Below are 25,254 nucleotides of genomic sequence, written 5' to 3'. Positions count from 1 at the left end.
ACGCTTGGTTACTCGCAAAAGCATACCCGGCCCTCAGCGATAACCCTGCTCCAGCAACCAGCGCCGCACCATGGCTTGTGCCTGTTCAGGCTTGTCTGCCAGCGCCTCGACCAGACCCGAACCCGCCTGCAGGGCCCGTACAACCGGCGCCAGTTCGATGCCCTGCAGGTGCCATACCCCCAGCGGCTGGTCGGCCGTCACCACCACCTCGGCCTCGTCCACCCAGCCTTCGCGCAACACTGGCCTGCGTTCAACTCGAACCGCCTGCCAGTTTGCGGCCTGGTGCATGGCCTGGTCATCAGGCCATCTCTGGCGCGGTACCCAGAACCACGCGTCGGCATGCCTTTGTTCCAGTCGATAGAAATCCCGCCCTGTGCGGGCAAAACGCAGGAACAACTGCTCGACCCGCTGCTGATGGAAGCGTTGCGCCAACGCCGACCGCTCCGGTCGCCTCAACAAGGTGTTGATCACCACCGGCGCCTGCAAAGCCGACGACAGTGACTGGAAAATCCCATTGCCCGACAAAGGATCGACGGCCATCGCCGCATCTCCCACCCGCAGCCAGTCCGCGCCGGCACACTCGCCGGCAAGAATCGCCGTGCTGCTGCGTGCATGCACCTGAGCGGGCTCCAACGCCTGGACATCGAACAACTGCGCAACTCCTGCCGACTGCCGCCGCCGGGTCGCGCAATACTCAGCCAGGGCGGCCTTGCCCGGCAGCGAGGCCGCGCTGGCATCGAGGGTGATCTGCCAGTAGCAACGCCCGTCTGCCAGGCGCGCCATCCATGCCCAGCCATCATCGAGGCTTTCCACTGCAGAGGCAGGCGCGCCGCCTGCTGTCGATTGCCAGAGGTTGAGCAGGCTGACGGTTTCCGGACCGCGCAGGCGGCTGGCAGGCAGGGGCGCCTGGCGACCACGGGCTTCGACCAGAAAATCGCCGTGCAACACCTGGCCGTCGTCGAGCTGCGCCTGGTATCGCCCGTTCTGCGTCAGCTCGCGGACACGCCCGTGAATGACATTCACCCCGGCGCACAGCAGATCCTCGCGCAGCGCTCGATCGAAGCGCGCACGATCGAGCAGGAATTCCTGATTCATCTGCATCCGTTCGCCGTTCCATTGCACCTGGCGCGCGGCAGCAACCGTCGCCACCCCCAACGCCAAGCCAAGCCCTGCATGGCGCAGGCCGTCCAGCACCCGCTGCGATACCCCTTCGACGGCATCGAAACGGCGCCAGTCCGACACCAGCGTGACCGCATAGCCCATGCGGCGCAGGCCTATGGCGGTTGCGGCCCCGGCAGGGCCTGCACCAAGCACGAGGATCTGCGGGTCACGGCTCATCGACACCTCGACGCTCAGGCCCGACGAAGGCCGCATGCGCCTGCAGCCAGGCACATAGCTGTGCAGGTTGCAGCTCGGGATGCTCGCGTAACAGTGCGCACATCCGCCCGGTCAAGGCGGCGCATGCCAGGCTGGCCCCTGCCTGGGCATTCCCCCCCACCGGCGCGCCGAAGTCGGCCTGCGCCGTGCCCAGCCATGACCACTGGCCTGCGCGGCAACGGGCGTCGCCCGTGATGCGCAGCACGTTCGGGTAGCTGGCCGGATACACCGCAGCGCCATGGGCTGGGCTGGCCGCGCACAACACGACGCCGGCAGCCTGGGCGGCGGCGCAGGCCTGGCGCAGCACAGGACGGTCCTGCTGCAGCCCCAGGCTCAGATTGACCAAAGTGGCGCCCTGCTCCACCAGCCACAGCAATGCTGCAGCCACCTGCAAGGCGCTGGTCCGTCCTTGGTCGCTGAACACCTGGGCTACCAGCACCGGTACATCACCGGCCCCCTCGCGCAGACACTCCAGGACCGCACGTCCGTGGCCAAGGGCATCAGGCTGCGCCTCGCCCTCCTGGAGCAGTCCGTCTTGCAGCCAGAAGCGCCGCGCGGCCACCACTGTCGACATTTGCGACAACGTGCAGCCGCTGTCGATCACCCCCAAACGCAATTCAGTGGCCATGATCGACCCGTACCTGCTGCAGAGCCCGCAACTGGCCGCCCTGCAACTGCAGATGCAGGTCTGCATCGGCGAGGGTCGACGGCCTATGGCTGATGAGAATGCGCGTGCGCCCGGCAAACAACTGATCGATGGCGGCAATCACTTCGCGTTCGGTCGCCTCGTCCACGGCCGAGGTGGCTTCGTCCAGTACCAGGATCGCCGGATCCTGTAGCAAGGCGCGGGCGATGGCGATACGTTGTTTCTGCCCGCCGGACAGCTGCTGGCCGCGCTCGCCGAGGGCGCCATCGAGCCCCATCGGCAGGCTGTGCACCAGGCCCTCCAGGCGGGTCAGGCGCACCACCTGCTCCAGTGCGCTGCGGCTGGCGTCAGGTGTGCTGTAGGCGAGGTTCTGAGCCAGGGTGCCACGAAACAGTACGATGTCCTGGCTGACCACCGCGATGCGACGGCGCAGTGCAGCCAGGTCGAGTTGGCGCAGGTCGACACCGTCGAGCAGGATACGCCCACGATCCGGGTCGTAAAAACGCTGCAGCAGGTCGATCAGGGTCGACTTGCCCACCCCCGAGGCTCCGCTGATGGCCACCTTCAGCCCAGCCGCGACGATGATATCGACCTGATCGAGCACCGCTCCTTGGCGGCCATCATGGGCGAAGCCAACGCCTTCCAGGCGCAACTCACCCGGCCCGTCGGGCATCGGCGTGGGCACCTGTGGCTCGCTGACCGCCACCGGTTCGCGCTTGAGCTCCATGACCCGGCCCAGGCTCACCGCCATCCGCTGCACCGCGACATACAGGCCAAGCAAGCTCTGCACCGGCCCCACGGCCATGCCCAGGTAGGTCGAGAAGGCGATCAGGGCGCCCAGCTGCCAGGTGCCCTGGATTACCCACCAGCCGCCTACCAGAAAGGCACAGGCGCGGCACCACGAGGTCAGGGTGCCGGGCACGGCCTGGGTGAAGAATTCGGTGATCTGTACCTTGAGCAGTTGCTTCATGTAGCCCTGCCCCAGCTGATCCAGGCGCCCCGCTTCACGCCCCTGTTGCCCGGCGGCCTGGATGAACTTCATCGCGGGCAGCGTCTCGACCAGGAACGACGACACGTCTGCCGAACGCTCACGCAGGCTGCGCACTTCGCGTTCGACCTTGCGCCGCATCCAACGCAACCACAGCACTTCGATCGGTACGAGCAAGGCCAGCAACAACGACAGTTGCCACGACAACATCAGCATCAAGGCCACCGCGCCAAGCAGGCCGATGACGCTGGAGACGGCCGCGAACAGCGAATCCACGGCAAAGCGCTGGATCTCGGCCACATCACCGTCCAGGCGCGAAAGGATATCGCCCGTACGGCGTCGCCCATAGAACGTCGGCGACAGTTGCTGCAAGTGTCGGTAGAGGTCATCGCGCAAGGCGAACAGGATGCGCCCCGACAAGCGCGTATGCAGGTAGCGGTTGACCCCCGACAGCACGGTACCCAGCACCCCGGCACCGATCATCAACGCCGCCATGTGCCAGAGCGTCTGGTAATCACGTGCCAGCAGGCCCTCGTCGATCAGCGTCTTGACCAGCCAGGGCTGGGCCAGGGCCAGCAGCGAAGCGACCAGCGACAACCCCAGCAACACGGCGATGGCCCGGCGCTGGGGTCGCACGAAACCGTACAGCCAGGCCAGGGCCTGGCGCATGAGCACGGGGTCGCCAGACTCGATCAGGCGCGAGAACACTCCGCCCATGGTCTATCCGCGCAACTGCTTGAGCTTGCGGTACAGCGTCGCGCGACTGATGCCCAGCGCCTCGGCGGCGGCCGATACATTGCCCTGGTGGCGCGCCAGGGCGCCACGAATCAATTCCAGTTCATTCTCGCGCAGGCTACCGGCAGCAGGCGTACCACTGGACAACTCGTCGAGCAGGCAATCGGTCAGGTGATCGAGCCCGAGCACCTGCTCACCCGTCTCGCGCATGGCCAGCGCGGTGCGCAATACCATCTCCAGTTGGCGGATATTGCCCGGCCAGTCGAAGCCTTCAAGCAGGGAGGTCAATGCCGGATCCAGGGTGACGCCGCGGGCGCCGAGCTTGTCCAGCACCCCGTCGATCAGGGCACCGAGGTCATCACGCTCGCGCAGGGCCGGCAGGCGCAGGGACACGCCGTTGACCCGGTAGTACAGGTCCTCGCGAAAGCGCTGTTCGGCTACCTGCCGCTTGAGATCACGGTGCGTGGCGCAGATGATCGCCACGTCGATGTCCTGCTCCTCGCCGGCCCCCAGCGGTGCCACACGGCGCTCCTGCAGCACGCGCAGCAGCCGGGCCTGCAGGGCCAGTGGCATGTCGCCAATTTCGTCGAGGAACAAGGTACCGCCATGGGCCTGCATCAGCCGACCGACCATGCCGCCGCGGCGCGAGCCGGTAAACGCGCCGTCGCGGTAGCCGAACAGCTCGGACTCGATCAGCCCTTCGGGAATCGCTGCGCAGTTGACTGCAACGAACGGCTTCTCCGCGCGCGGGCTGGCTTGGTGCAGGGCACGCGCCACCACTTCCTTGCCTGTCCCGGTTTCGCCCAGCAGCAGCACCGGCAGCCCGTTGACCAGGCCCTGGCGAGCCATGCGCAAACCCCGCGCCAGACGGCTGTCGCCACCGCCCAGTGCATCGAGCGCCGACCACTTGACCGCCGCAACAGGCTTTGTCGCGACGGTCGCCCCCAGGTTGCCATGGCGCGGCAGTTGCAGCACCCGAACGAAGAATTCCCCTTTGGCGGTCTGCACACTGCTCATCCCGCCCTGCAACAGGCGGTTGAGAAAGGCCGGCGAACGCTCGCCGAGCAAGTCGCTGCAACGTCGGCCGATCAAGCCAGGGCGTGGCAGCCCGAGCAACTGGCAGGCATTTTCGTTGGCCGCCATCACCTCACCATCAAGGCTCAGGGCCAGTAGCCCATGCCAGGCACTGCCCAGGTACTGCGGGCGACTGTGAAACGCCAGCACCAACTGCTCGGGGTGGTACAGGCCGAACAGCCGACTCTCGATGTTGCCGGCGGCAAGCATCAGGGTCGAAAGGCTGTCCTGCGGCTGGCTCATCACCCCTTCGCGGGTGATGTCGAGCACGCCGATCACTTCGCCGCGTGGATCGCGCAGGGGCACGGAGGTGCAGGAGAACGGACTGAGGCGATCGAGGTAGTGTTCACCGCAGTTGATCAGGGTGGGCCGCCCTTCGACCACGGCGGTGCCGATGGCATTGGTGCCGCGCAGCGCCTCGCTCCAGCAACTGCCGGGGTGCAGGTCGCGCAGGCCATTGCGATTGAGCACATGGGTCTGCCCTTCGATGGCCAGCACATTGGCCTGGGCATCGCCGAGAATGATGATTCCGCCCTTGCCCTGGCGCTCGACCAGGTAGTCGAGTTCGGGGGTGACGGCGTCAATCAGCGTGCGGTTGAGCTCGAGCAGGGTCTGCAGGTTCTGGCCGTGCTCGACGCCAAGGCCGACCTGTTCGCCTTGCAGGCAGTCCAGGCCATGGCCGTGGCTGCGCCGCCATGAGGCATCGATCTCTTCGCGCAGCATGCCGGAAGGCAGCTCGCCCTCGTTGGCCAGGTGCAGGCGGACCTGGCGGGATTGCTGCATCGGGTCGTGGGCGTCTGTTATGGGTGATTGTCGCGCCATCGTTTACTCCAGCTGTACCCCGGAACTCTGCGCAGTGTGCGTCAGCCTGACGCGTACGTAAAGCGGGCTGCGGCTGTGGGTGGCGCAGGCTGTGCCGGTGTCTGCGGGCAAGCCCGCTCGCACGACGAAAGCGCCCGGCCACAGCGTCTTTTTCGATCCGCGGGTGCACAGGGTCGCTTGCTCGGACCGACCGAACCTGCGCTCAGGGCGCCCTCCGACCATTTGCCATGGGCTGGACGAATCAACAGCGATACAATCCAGGCTTACCCACGCCAGTGCCCGCCATGATCCAGTCAGACCTCGACCTCTTCGGTTCTCAGCCGCAATCGCTGGCCAGCCAGGTCATGCTGCTGCCAGGCTTTGCCCTGCCCGAGGTCGAAGCCCTGCTCGATGCCCTGCGCCCAGTGTTGCGCGCGGCACCCTTTCGACACATGCAGACGCCCGGCGGGCTGCACATGGCCGTCGCGCTGAGCAATTGCGGCAGCCTGGGCTGGGTCAGCGACGCGCGTGGCTACCGCTACAGCCCGCTGGATCCGCTGAGCGGCAAGCCCTGGCCGGCGCTGCCCGAGGTGCTGCTGACGCTGGCTGCGCGAGCCGCCTCCCAAGCTGGCTTCGAGGGGTTCGTGCCGGATGCGTGCCTGGTCAACCACTACCTGCCCGGTACACGCCTGAGCCTCCACCAGGATCGCAACGAGCAGGATTTCAGCCAGCCTATCGTGTCGATCTCGCTGGGGTTGCCCGCCGTCTTTCTGCTCGGCGGCATGCAACGCAGCGACCGGCCGCAGCATGTGCCGCTCAGTCATGGCGATGTCATGGTATGGGGTGGCGAGGATCGCCTGCGCTTTCATGGCGTGCTGCCGATCAAGCCGGGCAAGCATGAGCGGATGGGGGAACGACGGATCAACCTGACCCTGCGCAAGGCAGGTTGAGTGACCGTACCGAATGCAGATTCGGCACGATCATCCAAGGAGCATCAGCGACTGGCCTCCAGCACCTGGTTCAATGCCGCCCCGTCGATACTCAAGGTCGCCGAATCGAACATGCCGTTGACGTAATTGCGCACCAGTTGCTCCTGGCGTTGTGCCCTGAGCAGTTGGGTCAGTTGCGGTGTCACCTCCTCCAGGGTCGCCGCCCGCGCCGGTTGCTGTTCGACCAACTTGATGATGTGCAGGCCCGCCGCCGTGCGCACCGGTTCACTCACTCCGTCGACCTTGAGCCGCGTCACCACCTCGCGCACTTCAGGTAGCAACTGGTCGAGCGCCTGCAGCCCGCTGTCGCCGCCTTGGGCGGCAGTGCCGGTGTCCTGGGAGTGCTCGCGGGCGAGCGTGGCGAAATTGCCGTCGCGTGCCTGCTTGGCCAGGGCCTGGGCCTGCTTGACCACTGCCTCGTCGTCCTTGGGATTTTCAACCCGCAGGAAAATCTGGCTCAAGCGATAGCGTACCGGCAGGCGCAGTTCGTCCTTGTTGGCTTGGTACGCCTGCTCAAGCTCTGCCTGGCTCGGGTAATCGTCAGGCACTTGCGTGACCGAAGCGAGGTAGTCGCGCAATACGATCTGTTCGCTCACCGCACGGGTCTGCGCCTCGACATCTGGACGCTGCGGCCAACCCTTGGCTTCGGCCTGGCGATACAGCGCCTTTTCTGCCAGGCGTGCGCGAATCCATGCCTCCAGTGCCGGACGATCGCCACGCAGGTGCTCGCGGGTCGGCTCCGGTAACTGCGCCAGCAGCGTCTTCAGCTCGTCGCTGCCGACCTTCTGTTCGCCCAGGCTGGCCAACACCGGCCCTTTGACCTCGGTCGCCGCCGGGCGCGCTGCGGCGACCGGCTCGTCCCCTGGACGCAGCACCAAGGCGACAGCCACGGCAATGACGGCCAGCGCACCCGCGCCGGCCCAGAAGGTACGGGAAGTCACGAAGCAGTCGCCGCGCCGGCCACCTGTTCGGTCTGGTCGGCGACATTGCGGCTGTAGTCGCGCAGGTAGACGATGAACTCCTGCAGCAGGCGATCCCACAGCACCAGACTACCCAGCAGATGCTTCTCGCTGACGCCATCGGCCACCACCACGTCCTTTTCCATCACCAGGAACTCGCCCTGCACCGACAGCCGGGCGAAACGACGGCTGGCGTTCCAGCGCTCGGCCAGCCCGACCGGCAGCTCGCCCTGGATGCGCAACGCGCAACTGAAGGTAAAGTCGAGGAACTCGCCCTCCTGGTCCTTGGCTCGATTGCCGAACCGTACTGCGTAACCCACGCCCTGGCTGGCGCTGAGCAGCTGCACGACAGCATTCTGCTCGCTACGATTGACCCGGCAGCCGGCATCCTGCAGCAGCTTGGTCAGGGAATCGGCGCTCACGGTTTCGATCAGGGTGACTTCGGTCATGTGTAGCCTTCCTTGTGGTGATGAAACAGCTCGGATTCATTCACGCGCAGCAGGAAGACGGCTATAGCGGGGGCTGGCAAGACATCAGCGCTGGCGAATTCCCTGCCTCTGCGACCGTCCATCTGCAATCGCGCGTGTCGATATCAAGTAGTAGCACAAGGATTGCGCTCGGCCAGAAATTCTCTTTGCCCTTGCACCGGCACAGCGTAGCTAACCCTATCCTCCGCCCTTTCAAAGCCCGGTGCTTGTGTGTAAAACGGTCCAACCATCTTCTTCGACGCAAGGACCTCCAGCATGCGCTACCGCCCTCTCGGCCGCTCCGGCCTGCAAGTCTCAGCCCTGACCCTGGGCAGCATGATGTTCGGCGAACAGACCGATACCGAGGCTTCGCTGCGCATCATCGACCGCGCCTGGGACCAGGGCATCAACTTCATCGACACCGCCGATGTCTACAACGCCGGGCGCTCCGAGGAGATCGTCGGCGAAGCGGTGGCACGCCATCGCCAGGACTGGATCGTTGCCTCCAAGGCCGGCTACGGTCCGGCAGACGGCCTGCCCAACCGCAGCGGGCTGTCACGCAAGCACCTGTTCAATGCGCTGGAGGCAACACTGACGCGCATGGACACCGACTACCTGGACATCTACTACTTGCACCGCGAAGACCACAAGGTACCGCTGGAAGAGACCGTGCGAGCCATCGGTGATCTGCTGCAGCAAGGCAAGATCCGCTATTGGGGCGTGTCCAACTTCCGCGGCTGGCGCATCGCCGAGATCTGCAACCTGGCCGAACGCCTCGGGGTGCCCAAGCCTGTGGTGAGCCAGCCGCTGTACAACATCGTCAACCGCCAGGCCGAGCCCGAGCAACTGACCGCCGCGGCCTACCACGGGCTGGGCGTGGTGCCGTTCAGCCCCCTGGCCCGTGGCGTGCTCAGCGGCAAGTACGCGCCAGGCTCGACCCCTGACGCCGGCAGCCGCGCCGGGCGCCAGGACAAGCGGATCATGGAGGTGGAGTGGCGTCAGGAATCGCTGGCCATCGCCCAGAAGATCCACGCCTACACCGACGCCAAGGGCGTAGGTATCGTCGAATTCGCCATCGCCTGGGTGCTCAACAACCAGTTGGTCAGTTCGGCCATCGTCGGGCCGCGTACCGAAGCGCAGTGGGAAACCTACGCCGGCGCGCTGGAGGTCAACATCACCGCCGAGGACGAAGCCTTCATCGACTCGCTGGTAACACCGGGGCATGCCTCGACGCCGGGGTTCAATGACGTCGCGCACTTTGTCAGCGGACGCTTGGCGCGCTGAAGTGCGCCGCCGTTCCTCCCGAACGAAATCGATGATCGCCCGTGACGCCGTCGACACTCGTCGGCGGCTCAGGTACTACAGATAGCCTCCCGGATAGGCGACTTCTGCTACTGGATACGCCCGAAACGCTCTATTGCAGGCCATTGGGGAGCGACAAGCGGGGATACCGGTCCCCCCTTTCCCCAATGGGACAGGTATGGTGCAGCCCATCGTATTTACTGCACCCAGAGGCTTCAATGACACTCGAGCACCTGTTCCGCCCCGTTCAAGTCGGCCCCCTCACCCTGCCAAACCGCGTTTTCATGGCGCCCCTGACACGCCTGCGCAGCCTGGAACCGGGCGATGTACCCACGCCGCTGATGGCCGAGTACTACAGCCAGCGTGCCAGTGCCGGGTTGATCATCAGCGAAGCGACGCAGATTTCCTTCCAGGCCAAAGGCTATTCGGGATCACCCGGTATCCACACCGACGAGCAGATCGCCGGTTGGCGCCTGGTCAACGAACGCATCCATGCAGCAGGTGGGCACAGCGCGGTACAGGTCTGGCATACCGGACGTATTTCCCACACCTCGCTACAGCCCGGCCAAGCCGCGCCGGTCGCGCCGTCGGCATTGCCCGCGGATGCCCGCACCTCGCTGCGCGACGCACAGGGCAATGTCATTCGCGTCGAAACCTCCGCGCCGCGGGCCTTGAGCGAAGCCGAAATCGCCGACATCGTCGCTGACTTCGGCCAGGCCGCCCACAATGCGCAGCACGCGGGCTTCGACCTGATCGAACTGCACGCCGCCCATGGTTACCTGCTGCACCAGTTCCTCTCGCCCAGCGCCAACGTGCGTGAAGACCGCTACGGCGGCAGCGTCGAGAATCGCGCACGGATCGTGCTGGAAGCGGTGGACGCCGCCATCGCCGCCTGGAGCGCCGACCGCGTGGCGATCCGCATTTTCCCGCTGGGGCCGTTCAATGGGGTCGACAACGGTGAGGATCAGGAAGCCGCAGCGCTGTACCTGATCGAAGAACTGGCCAAGCGCAACCTGGCTTACCTGCATCTCTCGGAGCCGGATTGGGCCGGTGGCAAGCCGCTGCGTGACGAATTCCGCGAGGCGATTCGCGCCGTGTATCCGGGGGTGATCGTAGCGGCTGGCGGCTACACCCCGGAAAAAGCCGAGGCGCTGATTGCGCGAGGGCTGATCGATGCGGTGGCCTTCGGGCGCAGCTATATCGCCAACCCGGATCTGGTGGAACGCCTGCAGCAGCAAGCGCCTTTGAACGAGCACCGCGCACAGTTCGATTACGCCAATGGCGCCGAAGGCTACACGGACTACCCCGCGTTGCGCCTGGCTTGATACCGGAGCTATGCAGGCGCGGACTTGACCGCGCCTGCAGGTGATAACTTTGTGAAAGCAGGTTCAGCTGCGAAGCCGTTATCCCGCTGCGTGATCGGGTTTGCGTTCGCCTTGAGCAGGTGCAGGCTTGCTCCCAGACAACCGCCAGCTCACCCCGGTCACCCCATAACGCTCGGCCATGGGTCGACTCACCTTCTTGATCTTCTCTCGTCCGAACTTCGGAATGATCCCGACCCCTGCATCACAACTGGCCCAATGCCAAGCCTCGGCATTGTCCATTCGCTCCGATCGAATGATGAAGCTGCGCGCCTCGTCGTGCAGCGTGTATTCGATGATGTACAACTGTGGGGCTGGCATCACGGGCCTCCTCTTCTCCATGGATGACTACTGATTGATCAGGGTTTTCCGTGAAGATTCAAAAGATTATCGAACCCGCTGAAAAACCCTGCCAAGGCTGCACCGTCTGCAGCTGAGCAGCCGCTTGCTCATTGACTGCGACCACCGCCGTGGCTGTTCTGGCCACCCCGGCGCCCGGCTTCGGAAGCACGAGCTCGATCATTGGCGAAGTTGCCCCCCGAATTCTTGCCGCCCTTGTGGCCTGCACGGGAAGCCCGCTCGCGGTCGTTGGCGAAGTTGCCAGGGTTGGTTTCCTTGGTGCCACCACGTTGGCTTGGGCGATCCTGGTCGTGTGCCATGTCATTTCTCCTTTACGGGTCTGTGGCGTAAGGCACGAATACGCGCCCCACAAGAGTTCCGAGCGGATGTGCGACCATCTGCTCCATCACATTGCAGACGGACTGACCGGCGGCGCTAAAAGGCGGCGATAGCGAACGCTTGCGCACCAACCTCTTGGCCGCCCTCCAGCGCAGGCTTCAGGCATGCACGCTCCACTGCACCACATCGGCCGCCACCGGCAGTTCATCGATCGCATGGATCATTCCGCTGGCCAGGGCCTCACGTGGCCCCAGGATGCGTGGATAGGCCATCAGGTAGCGCACCACATCCAGGTCTTCGGCCGAGCCTTGCGTACGTTCGGCGACGATCTCGGCATACAGACGCAGGTCGTAGTCCAGGCTCATGGCGTACTCGGCCATGCGCGAGTGGTCCACCGAGCCGTGCAGGGTCCAGTGGAACGGGTGAAAGAGGAACTTGCTGTACTGGCAAGCCGTACGATGGCTGCCGGCAAGAAACAGGATATTGCCCATCGACTCGACGGTGCCGAGGTTATGGGTGTGCACCGGCACCGGTTGGCCAAGCAGGAAGTTGTACAGCGTGAAGCCATAGCTGCACTCGCCGCCCATGGTGGCGATGTTGATCTGCAACACCTCGGCGCCCTGCTGCACGGCACGTGAACAGGTACTGATCAGGTTGCCACAGGTCGAGGAATTGATCGGGCCGGTGAAGTGAATGATATGTCGGGCCATGCATACCTCCAGGGTCGTCCATCGAAGACGATGGTTCAGTCGGTCGGGCTGGCGATACCGGAGGCAGCGTGCAGCCGCTGCAGAAGGTCCGGCATTCGGTGGAATCGTCTGGCCCGGCAAAGTTCCCCCGCAACACCCAGCCCCGCGCTTGCCGGTGGACACGGACGGCGGCGCGCCCCTGTGCAAGGCTGCCTGGGCCGCGCCGTGCTGTGGCATCATCGACGCTCCGACCGCCCGCGAGCGCCTGTGCATGCTGATCGACGAAGAACTGACCCTGAAGAAGCTCGAGACCTTTCTCGCCTTCATGCGCAGCGGCAACCTGGGCCGTGCCGCCAGCGAACTGTCGACCAGCGCGGTCAGCGTGCACCGGGCGATCCACTCGCTGGAAAACGCCCTGCGCTGCCCGCTGTTCAAGCACGAAGGCCGCCAGCTGATCCCGCTGGAAAGCGCCTATGTGCTAGAGAAAAAGGCCCGACAACTGCTGCAGGACGCCGAGCAGATGGTGCGCCAGACCCGCGAGGCCGCAGGTTTCTATGCCGAACGCTTTCGCCTCGGGGCGCTGTACTCGCTCACGGTCAAGACCGTGCCCAAGCTGGTCATGGGCCTGAAGCTGCGCCGCAGCGAGCTGAACATCGACCTCACGCTCGGCTCGAACGTCGACTTGCTGCACCGTCTCAAGAACCATGAACTGGACGCCATCCTGGTCTCGCTCGACGACAGCATCAACGATCCGGCCTGCGAACACCTGGCGCTGTTTTCCGACGATATCTTCCTGGCCGTACCGACCGACTCGCCGTTCGCCGAGCAGGCCGAAGTCGACCTGGCGGACCTGGCCGACTCCACCTTCATCACCCTCACCCAGGGTTTCGCCACCCACCGTGACGGCGCGCGGGTGTTCGAGCAGGCCGGCTTCGAACCGAAAGTGGCGATGCAGGTCAACGATATCTTCACCCTGCTGAGCATGGTCAGTTCCGGGGTGGGCTATGCGCTGCTGCCGGGACGTATCGCCGCGGTGTACGAGAACCGCGTGCGCTTGATCGCGCTGCAACCGCGCTACCGGTTGCAGCAGCACATCGGTGCGGTGTTTCTCAAGGCCCGCGAGCGCGAGCCGAACCTGCTGGCGCTACTGGCTGAATGCAGGATGTACAGTCGCGAAGGGTGACAGCCCAGGCCGACTGTCCTCCTCATCCCACCAGGCCGCGTACACAGAAATACAGGATCGACGGCCCCATCAGGCACCCCAGCCCGGTATGGAAAGTGGCGGTCAGCGCACCATAAGGCACCAAGCGCCGATCCGTTGCAGCCAGCCCGGCCGTCACACCGGAAACGGTCCCGGCCAGGCCGCCGAACACCATCGCCGAGCGCGGGTTGTCCAGGGCCAGCATACGTGCCGACACTGGCGTGAACACCATCACCAGGATCGCCTTGATCAGGCCTGTTGCAATCGACAAGGCCATCACATCGGAGCTTGCCCCGAGCGCCGCCCCGGTCACCGGTCCGACGATATAGGTCACAGCGCCCGCGCCGATGGTGGTGATACTGACCGCATCGCGATAACCAAAGGCCCAGGCCACCGCCGCACCGACGATAAACGGCAGCACAGTGCCCAGCAACAGCGCCACCGCGCCAATCATCCCGGCCTTGCGCGCTTCGGTGGCCTGCACTTCGAAGGCGGTGGCGACGATCGCAAAATCGCGCAGCATCGCTCCCCCCATCAGCCCGATCCCGGAAAACAGCGTCACGTCCGCCAGGCCTTTCTGGCCGCCGGTCAAGTTGCCGCCGATCCAGGCCAGCACCAGGCCGATGACGATGGCGATGGCAGAGCCGTGCACACGGCCGAAGGTGAGGTACTTGGAGAGCATCACTGATACCCACATCACCGCACCGACGACGGCGAAAGCGGTGATCAGGTCATTGTGTTCCAGGGCTTTCTCAATGAGTGGCCACATATCAACGACCTCCCGCAGCTGCAGGCTGCACCGAGGCTGGCGGTGTCGCATCGAGCGCCGGCAGCGGCTCGCCGCGATGACTGCGGCTGATCAGCGCGATGGTCGCGCCGCACACCAGCACCGCACCGACCGCGGCCACCACGGCCACAGGCCCGCCGTGCAGGGCAGTGACCACATTCTGCTGGGCGGCCATGGCCACCACCACCGGGATGTACATCGCGCCCCAGAAACCGACACCGAACTCGCACTCTTTGCTCATGCCACCCTTGCGGTGCATGTACAGCCGCGCACAGATCAGCAGGATCATGGCGATGCCGACCCCGCCCACATTGGATTTGACGCCCAGCAGCACGCCCAGGAAGTCGCCGACGATAACGCCGGCCAGCGTGCACACCGCCAGCAGAGCCACACCATAGATGATCATTGTTGTTGTCCTCAGGTTGTATCGAAGTTGTTTGTTGTTGTCCTTCGAGCTACAGCGCGGTCATCGGTTGTCGGCCACCTCCTGACGCAACAGTGCATCGATGCTGTCGGCACGGGTGGACTCCACGCTCAGCACCTTTCCAGGCTCGAAGACTCGCCTGGCAAGACCCGTGAGTACGCTGCCCGGCGGCAATTCGAGGTGCAGGCGCACACCGCGCTCCCAGGCGCCGCGCAGGGTCGCGCGCCAGTCGACGATGCGAGCCATGTTGCCGGCCAGGTCGCCGCGCAGGCGTGCCGGATCGAAAATCGGTCGTGCCGTGCTGCCGCTGAGGTAGGTGATGCGTGGGCGACGCAATTGCACTTCGCAGAACGCTGCGGCCAGGGTAGCCGCAGGCGCCGCCAACAGAGGGCAATGCGACGGCACGCTGACCGCCAGGCGCCGGGCCACGCCCTGCCCCAGGCTGCGTGCGCGCGCGGCGACCGCTGTCATCGCTGCATCGCTGCCGGCGATGACGATCTGGTTGTCGCTGTTGAGGTTGGCGAGGTACACCTCACCCCCGACCGCCTCCAGCAAACGCTCGACACTGGGCAGGTCCAGGCCGCTCAAGGCCGTCATGCCGTAACCTGTCGGATAGGCCTGCTGCATCAGCTCGCCGCGCAGCGACACCAGGCGTACGGCGTCCTCCAGTGCCAGCGCATCGGCGGTGACCGCCGCGGCATAGGCACCGATCGACAGCCCGGCCACATACTCCGGCGCCGGGCTGCGTCGCATCAGCCAACGCGCCCATGCCACGCCGGTCAACAGCAGGCACAGCTGCACGGCGCGGGTATGGCGCAACGCCTCGGCGCTGTCGAGCGTCAGCACCTGCTCGCCCAGCGCCTCGCTGGCCGCTTCGAGCAGATCCGAACTGCCCTCCGGCAGGCAATGAAGCATCCCCACCTGCTGGGCGCCCTGCCCAGGGAACGCGAACAGGCTGCTCATGCCGCATCCTCCTGCAGTTGCCATGGATCACTCACCAGACGCACGCCAGCCGCCGACTTGAGCAGCACCCGACGCGCCCCGCTGGCCCATTCGCGCAAGGCAACCGCGCCCTGGGGCGTTTCCAGTTGCGCATCGACGCGACAGGCCGCGCCTTCCAACTGTTTCAGCAGTCCAGCGGCCTGCTCACGAGGTATCGACACAGGGGCGCGCAGCAGCAGATCAAGATCGCTGCCAGCGTGCAGCACCTCGATCCCCGTCGCGAGCTGGAAACCCGTGCTGCCGGTAGGTCCCCACAGCCACTCGCGATCGTTCAACCAAGCGCTGACCTGCGATAACGCACGCAAGGCTGGCGACGACAACTCGCCCTCCCCGCGCAGCGCTTCGGGGCTAACCCAGCGCTCGATGTCCAGCAGGCGCATCTGCCAGGCAAAACGCTGCTCGCGCCCTCTGCCGCGTACCCCGACCGCCACCTGGTCCGGTGCCACCAGCGCCCGGCGCACTACCACCGGCTCGCCGGCTGCCAGCACCGAGTGCACCCAGGCAGGCGCATCGGCAGGCAGCATGGCCGGAGTCATGCCCCAGAGCAGGTCATGTGGGCGCGGGGCGTACATCTCAGGCCTCCTGCCATTGGCTGCGCAGGCGCTGACGCACCTCGCGGGAGGCGCTGCGATGCTCGCCGTTCAGGCGACTACGCAGGTCGGTGGTATCGCCAATGTCGCGCACGGCATTGATCAGGCTGGCACGGACCTGTGCCAGATCCCGGGCGGTCGGCACCTGCGCGTTATCCACGGCAAGACGCGTGTGCAGCAGCCCCAGTGAGGCGTAGCTTTTCAGGTCGTAGGCCATCGGTGGCACTTCGGCGGCCAAGGCTTCCAGGTCCTCGACACTGCGGAGGGTGATCCGCGCCGCTGCCGCCTTGCCCATCGCATGCACCATGACGCCACTGTCATCCAGCGCGATCAGGCGCTGCGCCTGGTAGCCGTGGGCAAGAAACGCCCCGGACATCGCCTTGCCCACCAGCAGCCCGATCACCGGATGCCCGGCCAGGCGCGCCTGGGCATACGCTTCCACCGCACCGGCCAGGGCCTGGTGGATACCCAGCGCTTCCTCACGCCGCCCGTAGGCCTGGCTGGGTACATCGATCAGCGCAACCAGCACGCGTTTCTCACTGTCGCGGTCGGCCTCCACCGCCTCGGCGACCGCCTTGGCCAGGCCCCAGCCTTCAAGCAGGCCAACCTCGCCGCTACGGGCGCGTACAAAGGGATTGCGCGCATCGGGCACCACGGCGATAAAGCGCGCCAGGCGATTGTCCAGCTCGCCATCGACCACCTGCACCGAGGCCGGGAAGCCTGGCAGCGACTCGCCGCTGGCAAGGCCCTGCAACCAGTTCTGGGCACGGTTCATCAGGCATCTCCTTGATACAGGGCACGCACGGCGGCGGCATCGAGTTGCGGGCAGTCATCGCCCAGTTGCGCCAGGCGCTCGAGAAACCACTGATGGCGGCTGGCACGCTGCGCAGAAGGTGCGTCCAGCAACGCCAGCAACTGGCTGCGAACAGCCTCGACGTCATCGGCGACGTAGCCGTCCGCCAAGCCGCTGGCGTGGCGCTGCTCGCCACCGGTAAGGCTCCAGATGAAAGGCCGGTCACGCGAGTCGTACTCACCGATCCCCGCTTCCTGCTCGATCACCTGTGGGCCATTGAGGCCCAGGCGTGCTTCGCGGGTTACCAGCAGATGGCTGCACAGCCCGGCGGCAATAGACATGCCGCCGAAGCAGCCGACTGAGCCTGCGATCACGCCGATGACCGGTTGGTAGGCACGCAGTTCGACGATCGCGGCCTGGATCTCGGCAATCGCCGCCAGGCCCAGGTTGGCCTCCTGCAGGCGCACGCCCCCGGTCTCCAGCAACAGCACGGCGCAGGTGGGGATGCCGTTACGGTTGTCTTCGGCGGCCAGTTCCAAGGCGCCGGCGATCTTCGCGCCCCCCACCTCGCCCATGCTGCCGCCCTGGAACCCGCCTTCGATGGCTGCGACCACGGCGGGACGGCCGTCAAGCGTGCCCTTGGCGATGACCACGCCGTCATCGGCCTGCGGCACGATGCCTTGGCGTGGCAGCCAGGGCGACATCAGGCGGTCGAAGGGGCCAAGCAACTCGCGGAAACTGCCCGCATCGAGCAAGGCCCTGGCACGCTGGCGGGCCCCCAGTTCGACGAAACTGCGGCTGTGCAACAGGCGTTCGTTATCAGTCATGGCCGATCTCCTCGAAGCCTTGTTCCAGGCGCAGGCGCACCACGCCGGGCGTGGCGCCGAAATCATGGATGTCGATCTTCAGCGCGGGCAAGCTGCGGCCGTCGAACAGGCGCTGGAACAGCTGGCTCCAGCGTGCCTGGCTGCCGTTGACCGAGGTCACGACCTGGATATCGAGGCTGCCGGCCTGGCCGGGCTCGATCAGCACCTCCAGGTCGCCGGAGCTGACGCAGCCGACCAGGGCACGGCCACGGCCGGGTTGCGCAGCGGGGAATTGAAAGTTCAGGGTTTCCATGTCACAGGCTCCCGGCTTTGTCGAGGAACAGGCAGGCGGCCAGCAGATCGGCAGCACCGCCTGGAGAGGCATTGAGTTGCAGCAGGCGCGCATCCAGGGCGCGCAGTTGACGGCGACCCGCCAAGCTCGCGCTGCCGCCTGCATCGAGCACAGCACGGGCCCCTTGCTGCAGGGCATCCAGGCCTTGCTGACCGGCACGCCACAGCACGCAGGTGTCGCTCAGCGAAGCCATGATCGCCAGCAGCGCATCCAGGCGTGCATGGGTCTCGCTGGCGCCAGCGGCGCGGCTGCGCCAGAGTTGCGGCAGAGCGTGACCGGTGATCGCCGGAAAGCCTTGCTGGGCCTGCTCGCGCGCACCACCTGCGCCATAGCGGCGGCGCACCTGGATGCCGTGACTGTCCTGTGCGGGGGCGGCAGGATCATCGATCAGCGCAAGGCGCCCGGCACGTGCGGCAAGGGTATGCGGGTCGCTGCTCAGCGGGCTCAGCGCCCGCGCCGCAACCAGCAGCCCCAGCGCCCAGATAGCACCACGGTGGGTATTCACTCCGGCTGTGGTGGCGAGCATTGTCGCCTCGCCTTCGCGCCCAAGGCGTCCCAGCTCGGCGCGCAGCGGCGCAGCGATCTCGCCATGGCGTTGCGCCGCTTCGGCCATCTGTCGCAGGCACGGCCACAGCGACAGCGCCGAGGCGTGCATCAAGGCCAGGTTCATGTCGCCATGGGCGCCGCTGCCGCGCCGGTCCACCAGCCCAGGCTTGGGCGAGAGGTCGGCCTCATCGATCAGGGCTTCGACGGCCAGGTCCGCCAATTGGTCGGGCAAGGCCAGGGGCTGTAGGCAAAGTGCTTTCATCACCAGCTCCTGAAGCGTGCGGGCGGGTTGTACAGGCCACCGGACCACTCCACGAGGTCGGCGATGCTGCGTGCGGCGAGCAACTCACGGGTGGCGTCGGTACGGCGGATGCCCAGGTCTTCGGGCAAGGCCACCAACCCTTCGCGGCGCAGGCGCTCGGTATCCTTGGGGTCATGGCGCAGGCCAATGGCGGTGACCCCGGCCACCGCCGCGATCATCTGCTGGCGTTCCTGCAGGCTGCGCGCCTTGTACAGGTAGGCGATGCCCTCTTCGGTGAGCAGGTGGGTGACGTCATCGCCGTAGATCATCACCGGCGCCAGCGGCATGCCGGCCTTCTTCGCCACCTCGACCGCATCCAGGGTTTCGACGAAGGTAGGTTTACCGCCCTCCTGGTAGGTCTCGACCATCTGCACCACCAGCTTGCGCCCGCGCTCGAGCAGGGTGTCGGGCACGGTCATGTCCAGCCAGGCCGGCGTCGCGTGGCGTCGCCCGCGTGGATCGTGGCCCATGTTCGGTGCCCCGCCGAAACCGGCCAGGCGGCCACGGGTGACCGTCGAAGAATGCCCGTCGCCATCGACCTGCAAGGTGGCGCCGATGAACAGGTCCACCGCGTACTGCCCTGCCAGCTGGCACATCAGCCGGTTGGAGCGCATCGAACCGTCGCGCCCGGTGAAGAACACGTCCGGACGCTGGGCGATGTAGTCTTCCATGCCCAGCTCGGTGCCGAAGCAGTGCACGCTCTGTACCCAGCCGGTCTCGATGGCCGGGATCAGCGTCGGGTGAGGGTTGAGGGTCCAGTTGCGGCAGATCTTGCCCTTGAGCCCCAGCGACTCGCCGTAGGTCGGCAGGATCAGCTCGATGGCGGCGGTATTGAAGCCGATGCCGTGGTTGAGCGACTGCACCTGGTGTTTTTCATAGATGCCGCGGATCGCCATCATCGCCATCAGCACATGCACCGGCTTGATATGGCGCGGGTCGCGGGTGAACAACGGTTCGATGTAGAACGGCTGGTCGGCGACTACCACGAAGTCGATCCACGAGGCAGGAATGTCCACCCTGGGCAGGTCGTCGACACGGTCAACCAACTGGTTGACCTGAGCGATGACGATGCCATCGCTGAACGCGGTGGGCTCGACCAGCGCCGGAGTGTCCTCGGTGCTGGGGCCGGTGTAGAGGTTGCCATCGCGGTCGGCAGTGAAGCCTGCGACCAGCGTGACGTTGGGGATCAGGTCCACCAGCAGGCGCGAGTAGAGCTCGATGTAGGTGTGGATGGCGCCGACTTCGAGCAGGCCGTCTTCGAGCAACTGGCCGATGCGCTGGCTCTGGGGGCCGGCGAAGGAGAAGTCGAGCTTGCGGGCGATGCCGCGTTCGAACAGGTCCAGGTGCTCGGCGCGGCTGACGCTGGGCATGATCAGGTGCAGGTCGTGGAGACGGCCAGGGTCGGCCTTGGCCAGCGAGCGCGAAAGAAAGTCCGCCTGCTTCTGGTTGTTGCCTTCGAGCACCACTCGATCACCCGGGGCGATCAGCAGTTCGAGGGCCTCGACGATCCGCTCGGTGGGCAGTACCACGCCATCGGCGAGGTGACTCACCCGCTCGAGACGACGCTGCTTTTCGGCGCGCCTTCTCGACCATTGCGGCGGTGGATTCTTCGTTGTGGTCATTGGTGACTCCACGGGTTCGCTGTCGTGGGGTCACCTTAGGCCTGGGGGGTGGGAGGCATCAATCAAGCACGGTGGTTGATCGTTACGGTGAGCGTAATGTTTTCGATGTAAGGATTTGAGCCGTTGTCGTTCGCAGCAATGTCTTGTTCGCGGCTAAATCCACTCCCCCGTCCTCGCCAGCTTTTTTGAACTCTCCCTCACCTACTCCCTCAATTCTTCAGAGACCCGGGAGTCGTCCCGAAACCCGCCATGACCAAGCCGCCGCAGCATTACCAGCGCCAGGATTGGTTTGAGTTCGACTGACAGCAGGAGCTTGGCAACGATGAACGAGCACATGATCCAGGCTGACGCGGGAACCCCTTGGAGCGAATGGCAGAAATCCGCGCACCTGGCCCGGGCCGCCTGGATCACCCCCGAACAACTGTGCCCGCCGGGCCGGCGCCTGGTGTTGGTAGCGCCGCATCCGGATGACGAGGTGCTCATGGCGGGCGGATTACTGAGTTACTTCCATGGCCGCGAGCAGGACCTCGTGCTGATCTCTGCCACCGATGGCGAAGGCAGCCACCCAGGCTCGGCACAATGGACTGAACGGCGCCTGCGCCACCAGCGCCCACTGGAGAGCCGCCATGCCTTGCAGCAGCTCGATCTGCGGGTCGGCGATCTGGATTGGCGACGGCTGAACCTCAAGGACGGCGCCTTGCCCCGGGACGAGGCCTTCCTGGTCAATTACCTGAACCAGTTACTGCAACCCGGCGATCTATTGATGTGTCCCTGGCGCCACGACGGTCATTGCGACCATGACGCGGTGGGCCGTGCCTGCGCACAGGCTGCCCAGGCGCGTGGTGCAACGCTGGCCGAAGCGCCGATATGGGCGTGGCGCTGGTCGACGCCGGACGATCCTCGGCTACCTTGGCAACGCGCGCGTCGTATCCAGCTCGACGAAGCGAGCCTCGCGCGCAAGCGCCAGGCCATCGCTGCCCATGTCAGTCAGATGGAGGCGGATGCGGACACGCCGCCCGTGGTGCCGCAACAGCTGCTGGAATGTCTGCTGCAGCCTTTTGAACTGGTCTTCATCTGACAGCCAACCCCTCGCAGATGCGCCTTCAGCGCCCGCGCTTGAGCGTCTCGCTCGGCAATTCGCGGAACAACTGGCGATAGCTCTCGGAAAACCGCCCCAGGTGCCAGAATGACCAACGCATCGCCACTTCCGCTACCGTCACGTCGCTGGCGCGGCGCAGCAGGTCGCGGCGCGCACCGTTGAGTCGGCGCAGACGCAACCAATGCGCCGGGGGCATGCCGGTAAAGGCCTTGAAGGCCTCCTGCAATTGACGCAACGACACCCCGGCCACCTGCGCCAGCTCCATGAGATTGAGCGTCTCTTCCGGGCAGTCCGCCGCCCATTCGCTGACCCGCTGCATGATCGCCCGCTCTTCACCGCGCTTGCCCAGTGCCTGGCCTTGCAGGCGCTGGCAGGCGTTGTCGAGGATGAACAGGCAGTCATCGAGCAGTTGCTCGGCCAAGGCCTGCCCTTCGAGTGGGCAGTCAGCCTGCGCCAGACGTGTCAGGGTCGCGCTCAGCCAGCTGCCGAACAGCGCATTCTGGCCGCTGCCCAGCGGCACCATGAACAGCCCCTGCAAACGCTCCAGATCCAGGCCGTGCCGCTGCAGGAACGGCTGGTCGAACACTACCGCCACTTCCTGGTAGTTCTCCGGGGTTATCCAGATGTTGCGGCTTTGTTCATTGAGCAGGTACAGGCTGTTCTCGACCTGGTCGAAGCAAAAGGTCAGCGAGCCGCTCGGGGCGCGGAAGAACTGCTCGACTCGGGTATTCAGGCGCTCTTCGTACACCTCGACGCCATCGAGCCCCAGGCAGCGCAGCTGGCCGCTGAAATGCCCGGGTGACATCTGCCGGTACTGCTGCTGCCAGCCAGGGGTGGCACGCACCTGCTCGGTGACATCGGTGGTGTTGAAAGCCTGGACCTGCAAGGCGGTTTGCGTATTCACGCGACGTCCTATATGCACTCTTTTGGTGCATTGATTGACGGAGAAAACGGATAGATCACCCCGAGGGGCAGCGCCCAAGATAGTCCTCAGCGTGACCTGTGGGAAGTGGCGCCGTGAAAAGGTTTGTAATACCTCCTGGAGGTCGACGGCCTTCACGCGCTGCACATGCCCACCACCAAAACCCAACCAAGAGGTCTGTATGAACGCCCCCTTCGATCAGCTGTCCGCCTGGCTGAAAGAACACCGGATCACCGAAGTCGAATGCGTGGTCAGTGACCTGACCGGCATTGCCCGCGGCAAGATCGCCCCGACCAACAAGTTCCTCAACGAGCGTGGCATGCGCCTGCCCGAGAGTGTGCTGCTGCAGACCGTCACCGGCGACTTCGTCGATGACGACATCTACTACGGCCTGCTCGATCCAGCCGACATCGACATGATCTGCCGCCCTGACCCGGCAGCGGTGTACCAGATCCCTTGGGCGATCGAACCGACCGCCATCGTCATCCACGACACCTTCGACAAGCACGGCAACCCCATCGAGCTGTCGCCGCGCAACGTCCTGAAGAAAGTCCTCAAGCTCTACGCCGACAAGGGCTGGCAGCCGATCGTTGCGCCCGAAATGGAGTTCTACCTCACCCAGCGCTGCGAAGACCCGGACCTGCCGCTGCAGGCGCCATTGGGCCGTTCGGGCCGTGCCGAGAGCGGCCGGCAGTCGTTCTCCATCGATGCCGCGAACGAATTCGATCCGCTGTTCGAGGACGTCTACGACTGGTGCGAAATCCAGTGCCTGGACCTGGACACGCTGATCCACGAAGACGGCCCGGCGCAGATGGAGATCAACTTCCGTCACGGCGACGCCCTGGACCTGGCCGACCAGATCACCGTATTCAAGCGCACCATGCGCGAGGCGGCGCTCAAGCACAATGTCACCGCCACCTTCATGGCCAAGCCGATCACCGACGAGCCGGGCAGTGCCATGCACCTGCACCAGAGCGTGGTCGACATCGCCACCGGCAAGCCGGTGTTCGCCAATGAAGACGGCAGCATGAGCGAGCTTTTCCTGCACCACATCGGCGGCCTGCAGAAGTACATCCCCAAGGTACTGCCGATGTTCGCGCCGAACGTCAACTCGTTCCGCCGCTTCCTGCCGGACACCTCGGCTCCGGTGAACGTGGAATGGGGCGAGGAAAACCGCACCGCCGGCCTGCGCGTCCCGACCTCCAGCCCCGAGGCGATGCGCGTGGAGAACCGCCTGCCGGGCGCCGATGCCAACCCTTACCTGGCGATCGCCGCGAGCCTGCTGTGCGGTTACCTGGGCATGATCGAGAAGATCGAGCCGAGCGCGCCTGTACAGGGCCGCGCCTACGAGCGCCGCAACCTGCGTCTGCCGATCACCATCGAGGATGCGCTGCAGCACATGGAAGACTGCAAGGTCCTGGAAGACTACCTGGGGCGCCAGTTCGTCCAGGGCTACGTCGCGGTCAAACGCGCCGAGCATGAAAACTTCAAGCGGGTGATCAGCTCCTGGGAGCGCGAGTTCCTGCTGCTGAGCGTGTGACCCCATGGAGGGCTTCTGTGGGAGCGGGTCGATCCGCCCCCACAGGCAACGCGCTGCCCCTGCTTCCGTTTCGAACCCGAAGAACAAGTCCAACGAGGTGCCGACATGCGTCATTTGCAAACCCTGATTCCCGCAGCCTTCGCCCTGATGTTCGGCGCGGCCGCCCAGGCCGAGCCCACGGTCAGCGTGTACAACTGGACCGACTACATTGGCGAGACCACCCTGGCCGACTTCCAGGCCAGTACCGGGATCAAGGTGGTCTATGACGTCTTCGACTCCAACGAAACCCTCGAGGGCAAGCTGCTCGCCGGCCGCACCGGCTACGATGTGGTGGTGCCCTCGAACCACTTCCTCGCCCGCCAGGCCAAGGCCGGCGCGTTCCTGCCACTGGATCGCAGCAAGTTGCCGAACTGGCAGCACCTGGACCCGAAACTGCTCAAGCAACTGGAGCAGAACGATCCGGGCAACAAATACGCTGTGCCTTACCTGTGGGGTACCAATGGCATCGGCTACAACGTCGAGAAGGTCAAGGCTGCGCTGGGCATCGACAAGGTTGACTCGTGGGCCGTGCTGTTCGAGCCAGAGAACCTGAAGAAACTCAAGCAATGCGGCGTGGCCTTCATGGACTCGCCCGACGAGCTGTTCCCGGCCATGCTCAACTACCTGGGCATGAACCCACGCAGCGAAGACCCGAAAGACTACGCCAAGGCCGAAGCACGGCTGATGGAGCTGCGCCCGTACATCACCTACTTCCACTCCTCCAAGTACGTCTCGGACCTGGCCAACGGTGACGTGTGCGTGGCCTTCGGCTACTCCGGCGACGTGTTCCAGGCGGCCAACCGCGCCGTGGAAGCCAAGAACGGCGTGAAGATCGCCTACAGCATTCCCAAGGAAGGCAGCAACCTGTGGTTCGACCTGCTGGCCATCCCGAAAGACGCCAGCAATCCTGACCAGGCCCTGGCCTTCATCAACTACCTGCTCGACCCGAAAGTGATCGCCAAGGTCAGCGCCACGGTCGGCTATGCCAATGCCAACCCTGATGCCAAGGCGTTCATGGACAAGTCGCTGGTGGAGAATCCCGAGATCTATCCGTCCCAGGAGGTTCTGGAAAAGCTCTACGTCTCCAGCACCCCCAGCCCGCAGATCATGCGGGTGATGACCCGCTCCTGGAGCAAGATCAAGTCCAACCGCTGATTCGAGTGT

Annotated in this window: 25 protein-coding genes and 1 pseudogene; 7 read left to right on the top strand and 19 right to left on the bottom strand. The window is 65.3% G+C overall.

Translation table 11 applies throughout. The features are described 5' to 3' along the window. Positions 1-33: 33 nt before the first annotated feature. Genes APH44_RS03635 through APH44_RS03620 form a run of 4 tightly spaced genes read right to left on the bottom strand, consistent with a single transcriptional unit; the run spans position 34 to position 5,642 of the window. The gene (locus APH44_RS03635) at positions 34-1,374 is read right to left on the bottom strand and encodes an NAD(P)/FAD-dependent oxidoreductase (protein WP_054891334.1); all 1,341 of its coding nucleotides are present in this window, start codon (positions 1,372-1,374) and stop codon (positions 34-36) included. Next, on the bottom strand, positions 1,328-2,005 hold the full coding sequence (locus APH44_RS03630) for a S8 family serine peptidase (protein WP_054891431.1): 678 nt from the start codon (positions 2,003-2,005) through the stop codon (positions 1,328-1,330). Before APH44_RS03630 ends, APH44_RS03635 begins: the two co-directional genes overlap by 47 nt. After that, entirely contained in the window at positions 1,995-3,728 is a 1,734-nt protein-coding gene (locus APH44_RS03625) for an ABC transporter ATP-binding protein (RefSeq protein WP_054891333.1), read from the bottom strand. The genes APH44_RS03630 and APH44_RS03625 overlap by 11 nt, the downstream gene beginning before the upstream one ends. Positions 3,729-3,731: 3 nt before the next feature. Continuing rightward, entirely contained in the window at positions 3,732-5,642 is a 1,911-nt protein-coding gene (locus APH44_RS03620; protein ID WP_054891332.1) for a sigma-54-dependent Fis family transcriptional regulator, read from the bottom strand. A 284-nt stretch (positions 5,643-5,926) separates the two neighbouring features. Here APH44_RS03620 and alkB point away from each other — a divergent pair, with 284 nt between their 5' ends. Beyond that, complete coding sequence (gene alkB, locus APH44_RS03615) at positions 5,927-6,571, top strand: DNA oxidative demethylase AlkB (RefSeq protein WP_054891331.1); 645 nt, start codon at positions 5,927-5,929, stop codon at positions 6,569-6,571. 44 nt (positions 6,572-6,615) lie between these two features. Here alkB and APH44_RS03610 read toward each other — a convergent pair whose 3' ends face one another. Beyond that, positions 6,616-7,551: a peptidylprolyl isomerase gene (locus tag APH44_RS03610; RefSeq protein WP_054891330.1), complete on the bottom strand. Its 936-nt coding sequence runs from the start codon at positions 7,549-7,551 to the stop codon at positions 6,616-6,618. After that, on the bottom strand, positions 7,548-8,018 hold the full coding sequence (locus APH44_RS03605) for a YbjN domain-containing protein (RefSeq protein ID WP_054891329.1): 471 nt from the start codon (positions 8,016-8,018) through the stop codon (positions 7,548-7,550). Before APH44_RS03605 ends, APH44_RS03610 begins: the two co-directional genes overlap by 4 nt. A 294-nt stretch (positions 8,019-8,312) precedes the next feature. On the opposite strand from APH44_RS03605, the gene APH44_RS03600 reads away from it, so the two are divergent. Continuing rightward, on the top strand, positions 8,313-9,320 hold the full coding sequence (locus tag APH44_RS03600) for an aldo/keto reductase (protein ID WP_054891328.1): 1,008 nt from the start codon (positions 8,313-8,315) through the stop codon (positions 9,318-9,320). A gap of 236 nt (positions 9,321-9,556) precedes the next feature. After that, positions 9,557-10,663 (top strand): alkene reductase, encoded by a 1,107-nt coding sequence (locus APH44_RS03595; protein ID WP_054891327.1) that lies wholly within the window; start codon positions 9,557-9,559, stop codon positions 10,661-10,663. Between the two features lie 78 nt (positions 10,664-10,741). On the opposite strand, the gene APH44_RS03590 is transcribed toward APH44_RS03595, so the two are convergent. From APH44_RS03590 to APH44_RS03580, 3 genes and pseudogenes are all read right to left on the bottom strand, one after another. Further along, entirely contained in the window at positions 10,742-11,020 is a 279-nt protein-coding gene (locus tag APH44_RS03590) for a DUF6555 family protein (protein ID WP_054891326.1), read from the bottom strand. A 128-nt stretch (positions 11,021-11,148) separates the two neighbouring features. Further along, positions 11,149-11,304: pseudogene (locus APH44_RS03585) on the bottom strand (general stress protein); the annotation flags it as partial. A gap of 231 nt (positions 11,305-11,535) precedes the next feature. Beyond that, positions 11,536-12,087, bottom strand: a complete 552-nt coding sequence (locus tag APH44_RS03580; RefSeq protein ID WP_054891324.1) for an ATP-dependent Clp protease proteolytic subunit — start codon at positions 12,085-12,087, stop codon at positions 11,536-11,538. Between the two features lie 250 nt (positions 12,088-12,337). On the opposite strand from APH44_RS03580, the gene APH44_RS03575 reads away from it, so the two are divergent. Further along, entirely contained in the window at positions 12,338-13,249 is a 912-nt protein-coding gene (locus APH44_RS03575; RefSeq protein ID WP_054891430.1) for a LysR substrate-binding domain-containing protein, read from the top strand. 22 nt (positions 13,250-13,271) lie between these two features. Here the strand turns inward: APH44_RS03575 and madM are convergent, their stop codons facing one another. From madM to mdcA, 9 genes are read right to left on the bottom strand one after another with little or no spacing between them, the layout of a single operon-like run. Further along, a complete protein-coding gene (madM, locus tag APH44_RS03570) occupies positions 13,272-14,036 on the bottom strand; it encodes a malonate transporter subunit MadM (protein WP_054891323.1) in 765 nt (254 codons plus the stop codon). A gap of 1 nt (position 14,037) precedes the next feature. Further along, complete coding sequence (gene madL / locus APH44_RS03565; protein ID WP_054891322.1) at positions 14,038-14,460, bottom strand: malonate transporter subunit MadL; 423 nt, start codon at positions 14,458-14,460, stop codon at positions 14,038-14,040. A 60-nt stretch (positions 14,461-14,520) separates the two neighbouring features. Then, positions 14,521-15,441, bottom strand: coding sequence for a malonate decarboxylase subunit epsilon (mdcH, locus tag APH44_RS03560; protein ID WP_054891321.1), 921 nt, complete (start codon positions 15,439-15,441; stop codon positions 14,521-14,523). Further along, the gene (locus APH44_RS03555) at positions 15,438-16,052 is read right to left on the bottom strand and encodes a malonate decarboxylase holo-ACP synthase (RefSeq protein WP_054891320.1); all 615 of its coding nucleotides are present in this window, start codon (positions 16,050-16,052) and stop codon (positions 15,438-15,440) included. The genes mdcH and APH44_RS03555 overlap by 4 nt, the downstream gene beginning before the upstream one ends. 1 nt (position 16,053) lies before the next feature. Beyond that, on the bottom strand, positions 16,054-16,845 hold the full coding sequence (mdcE, locus tag APH44_RS03550) for a biotin-independent malonate decarboxylase subunit gamma (RefSeq protein WP_054891319.1): 792 nt from the start codon (positions 16,843-16,845) through the stop codon (positions 16,054-16,056). After that, complete coding sequence (locus tag APH44_RS03545) at positions 16,845-17,690, bottom strand: biotin-independent malonate decarboxylase subunit beta (protein WP_054891318.1); 846 nt, start codon at positions 17,688-17,690, stop codon at positions 16,845-16,847. Before APH44_RS03545 ends, mdcE begins: the two co-directional genes overlap by 1 nt. After that, positions 17,683-17,982 carry a malonate decarboxylase subunit delta gene (locus APH44_RS03540; RefSeq protein WP_054891317.1) on the bottom strand — a complete coding sequence of 100 codons (300 nt, stop codon included), beginning with the start codon at positions 17,980-17,982 and terminating at the stop codon, positions 17,683-17,685. Before APH44_RS03540 ends, APH44_RS03545 begins: the two co-directional genes overlap by 8 nt. Position 17,983: 1 nt before the next feature. Beyond that, positions 17,984-18,829: a triphosphoribosyl-dephospho-CoA synthase gene (locus APH44_RS03535; protein ID WP_054891316.1), complete on the bottom strand. Its 846-nt coding sequence runs from the start codon at positions 18,827-18,829 to the stop codon at positions 17,984-17,986. Then, positions 18,829-20,490, bottom strand: a complete 1,662-nt coding sequence (gene mdcA / locus APH44_RS03530) for a malonate decarboxylase subunit alpha (RefSeq protein WP_054891315.1) — start codon at positions 20,488-20,490, stop codon at positions 18,829-18,831. The genes APH44_RS03535 and mdcA overlap by 1 nt, the downstream gene beginning before the upstream one ends. 322 nt (positions 20,491-20,812) lie before the next feature. On the opposite strand from mdcA, the gene APH44_RS03525 reads away from it, so the two are divergent. Further along, complete coding sequence (locus APH44_RS03525) at positions 20,813-21,568, top strand: PIG-L deacetylase family protein (RefSeq protein WP_054891314.1); 756 nt, start codon at positions 20,813-20,815, stop codon at positions 21,566-21,568. 25 nt (positions 21,569-21,593) lie between these two features. Here the strand turns inward: APH44_RS03525 and APH44_RS03520 are convergent, their stop codons facing one another. Then, a complete protein-coding gene (locus APH44_RS03520; protein ID WP_054891313.1) occupies positions 21,594-22,493 on the bottom strand; it encodes a helix-turn-helix domain-containing protein in 900 nt (299 codons plus the stop codon). Positions 22,494-22,692: 199 nt separating this feature from the next. Between APH44_RS03520 and APH44_RS03515 the strand changes: the two genes are divergently transcribed. Both APH44_RS03515 and APH44_RS03510 read left to right on the top strand, forming a co-directional pair. After that, positions 22,693-24,051 (top strand): glutamine synthetase family protein, encoded by a 1,359-nt coding sequence (locus APH44_RS03515; protein WP_054891312.1) that lies wholly within the window; start codon positions 22,693-22,695, stop codon positions 24,049-24,051. Positions 24,052-24,156: 105 nt separating this feature from the next. After that, positions 24,157-25,245 (top strand): polyamine ABC transporter substrate-binding protein, encoded by a 1,089-nt coding sequence (locus tag APH44_RS03510; RefSeq protein ID WP_054891311.1) that lies wholly within the window; start codon positions 24,157-24,159, stop codon positions 25,243-25,245. The last annotated feature ends 9 nt before the right edge of the window (positions 25,246-25,254 follow it).

It is taken from the genome of Pseudomonas sp. NBRC 111143, assembly GCF_001320965.1.
In the GTDB taxonomy this organism is placed as follows: Bacteria; Pseudomonadota; Gammaproteobacteria; order Pseudomonadales; family Pseudomonadaceae; genus Aquipseudomonas; species Aquipseudomonas machongensis.
The sequence above is the reverse complement of the archived record's forward strand: the minus strand, read 5'-3'. Positions and strand labels throughout refer to the sequence as shown.

What these genes read in the sequence shown, in the direction of transcription:
- APH44_RS03535 (WP_054891316.1), bottom strand. Translation starts at nt 18,829, where the DNA reads ATGAAAGCACTTTGCCTACAGCCCCTGGCCTTGCCCGACCAATTGGCG.
- APH44_RS03625 (WP_054891333.1), bottom strand. Translation starts at nt 3,728, where the DNA reads ATGGGCGGAGTGTTCTCGCGCCTGATCGAGTCTGGCGACCCCGTGCTC.
- mdcE (WP_054891319.1), bottom strand. Translation starts at nt 16,845, where the DNA reads ATGAACCGTGCCCAGAACTGGTTGCAGGGCCTTGCCAGCGGCGAGTCG.
- APH44_RS03580 (WP_054891324.1), bottom strand. Translation starts at nt 12,087, where the DNA reads ATGGCCCGACATATCATTCACTTCACCGGCCCGATCAATTCCTCGACC.
- mdcA (WP_054891315.1), bottom strand. Translation starts at nt 20,490, where the DNA reads ATGACCACAACGAAGAATCCACCGCCGCAATGGTCGAGAAGGCGCGCC.
- APH44_RS03515 (WP_054891312.1), top strand. Translation starts at nt 22,693, where the DNA reads ATGAACGCCCCCTTCGATCAGCTGTCCGCCTGGCTGAAAGAACACCGG.
- APH44_RS03635 (WP_054891334.1), bottom strand. Translation starts at nt 1,374, where the DNA reads ATGCGGCCTTCGTCGGGCCTGAGCGTCGAGGTGTCGATGAGCCGTGAC.
- madM (WP_054891323.1), bottom strand. Translation starts at nt 14,036, where the DNA reads ATGTGGCCACTCATTGAGAAAGCCCTGGAACACAATGACCTGATCACC.
- APH44_RS03540 (WP_054891317.1), bottom strand. Translation starts at nt 17,982, where the DNA reads ATGGAAACCCTGAACTTTCAATTCCCCGCTGCGCAACCCGGCCGTGGC.
- APH44_RS03590 (WP_054891326.1), bottom strand. Translation starts at nt 11,020, where the DNA reads ATGCCAGCCCCACAGTTGTACATCATCGAATACACGCTGCACGACGAG.
- APH44_RS03510 (WP_054891311.1), top strand. Translation starts at nt 24,157, where the DNA reads ATGCGTCATTTGCAAACCCTGATTCCCGCAGCCTTCGCCCTGATGTTC.
- APH44_RS03575 (WP_054891430.1), top strand. Translation starts at nt 12,338, where the DNA reads ATGCTGATCGACGAAGAACTGACCCTGAAGAAGCTCGAGACCTTTCTC.
- APH44_RS03555 (WP_054891320.1), bottom strand. Translation starts at nt 16,052, where the DNA reads ATGTACGCCCCGCGCCCACATGACCTGCTCTGGGGCATGACTCCGGCC.
- APH44_RS03595 (WP_054891327.1), top strand. Translation starts at nt 9,557, where the DNA reads ATGACACTCGAGCACCTGTTCCGCCCCGTTCAAGTCGGCCCCCTCACC.
- madL (WP_054891322.1), bottom strand. Translation starts at nt 14,460, where the DNA reads ATGATCATCTATGGTGTGGCTCTGCTGGCGGTGTGCACGCTGGCCGGC.
- APH44_RS03525 (WP_054891314.1), top strand. Translation starts at nt 20,813, where the DNA reads ATGAACGAGCACATGATCCAGGCTGACGCGGGAACCCCTTGGAGCGAA.
- alkB (WP_054891331.1), top strand. Translation starts at nt 5,927, where the DNA reads ATGATCCAGTCAGACCTCGACCTCTTCGGTTCTCAGCCGCAATCGCTG.
- APH44_RS03620 (WP_054891332.1), bottom strand. Translation starts at nt 5,642, where the DNA reads ATGGCGCGACAATCACCCATAACAGACGCCCACGACCCGATGCAGCAA.
- APH44_RS03630 (WP_054891431.1), bottom strand. Translation starts at nt 2,005, where the DNA reads ATGGCCACTGAATTGCGTTTGGGGGTGATCGACAGCGGCTGCACGTTG.
- APH44_RS03600 (WP_054891328.1), top strand. Translation starts at nt 8,313, where the DNA reads ATGCGCTACCGCCCTCTCGGCCGCTCCGGCCTGCAAGTCTCAGCCCTG.
- APH44_RS03545 (WP_054891318.1), bottom strand. Translation starts at nt 17,690, where the DNA reads ATGACTGATAACGAACGCCTGTTGCACAGCCGCAGTTTCGTCGAACTG.
- mdcH (WP_054891321.1), bottom strand. Translation starts at nt 15,441, where the DNA reads ATGAGCAGCCTGTTCGCGTTCCCTGGGCAGGGCGCCCAGCAGGTGGGG.
- APH44_RS03605 (WP_054891329.1), bottom strand. Translation starts at nt 8,018, where the DNA reads ATGACCGAAGTCACCCTGATCGAAACCGTGAGCGCCGATTCCCTGACC.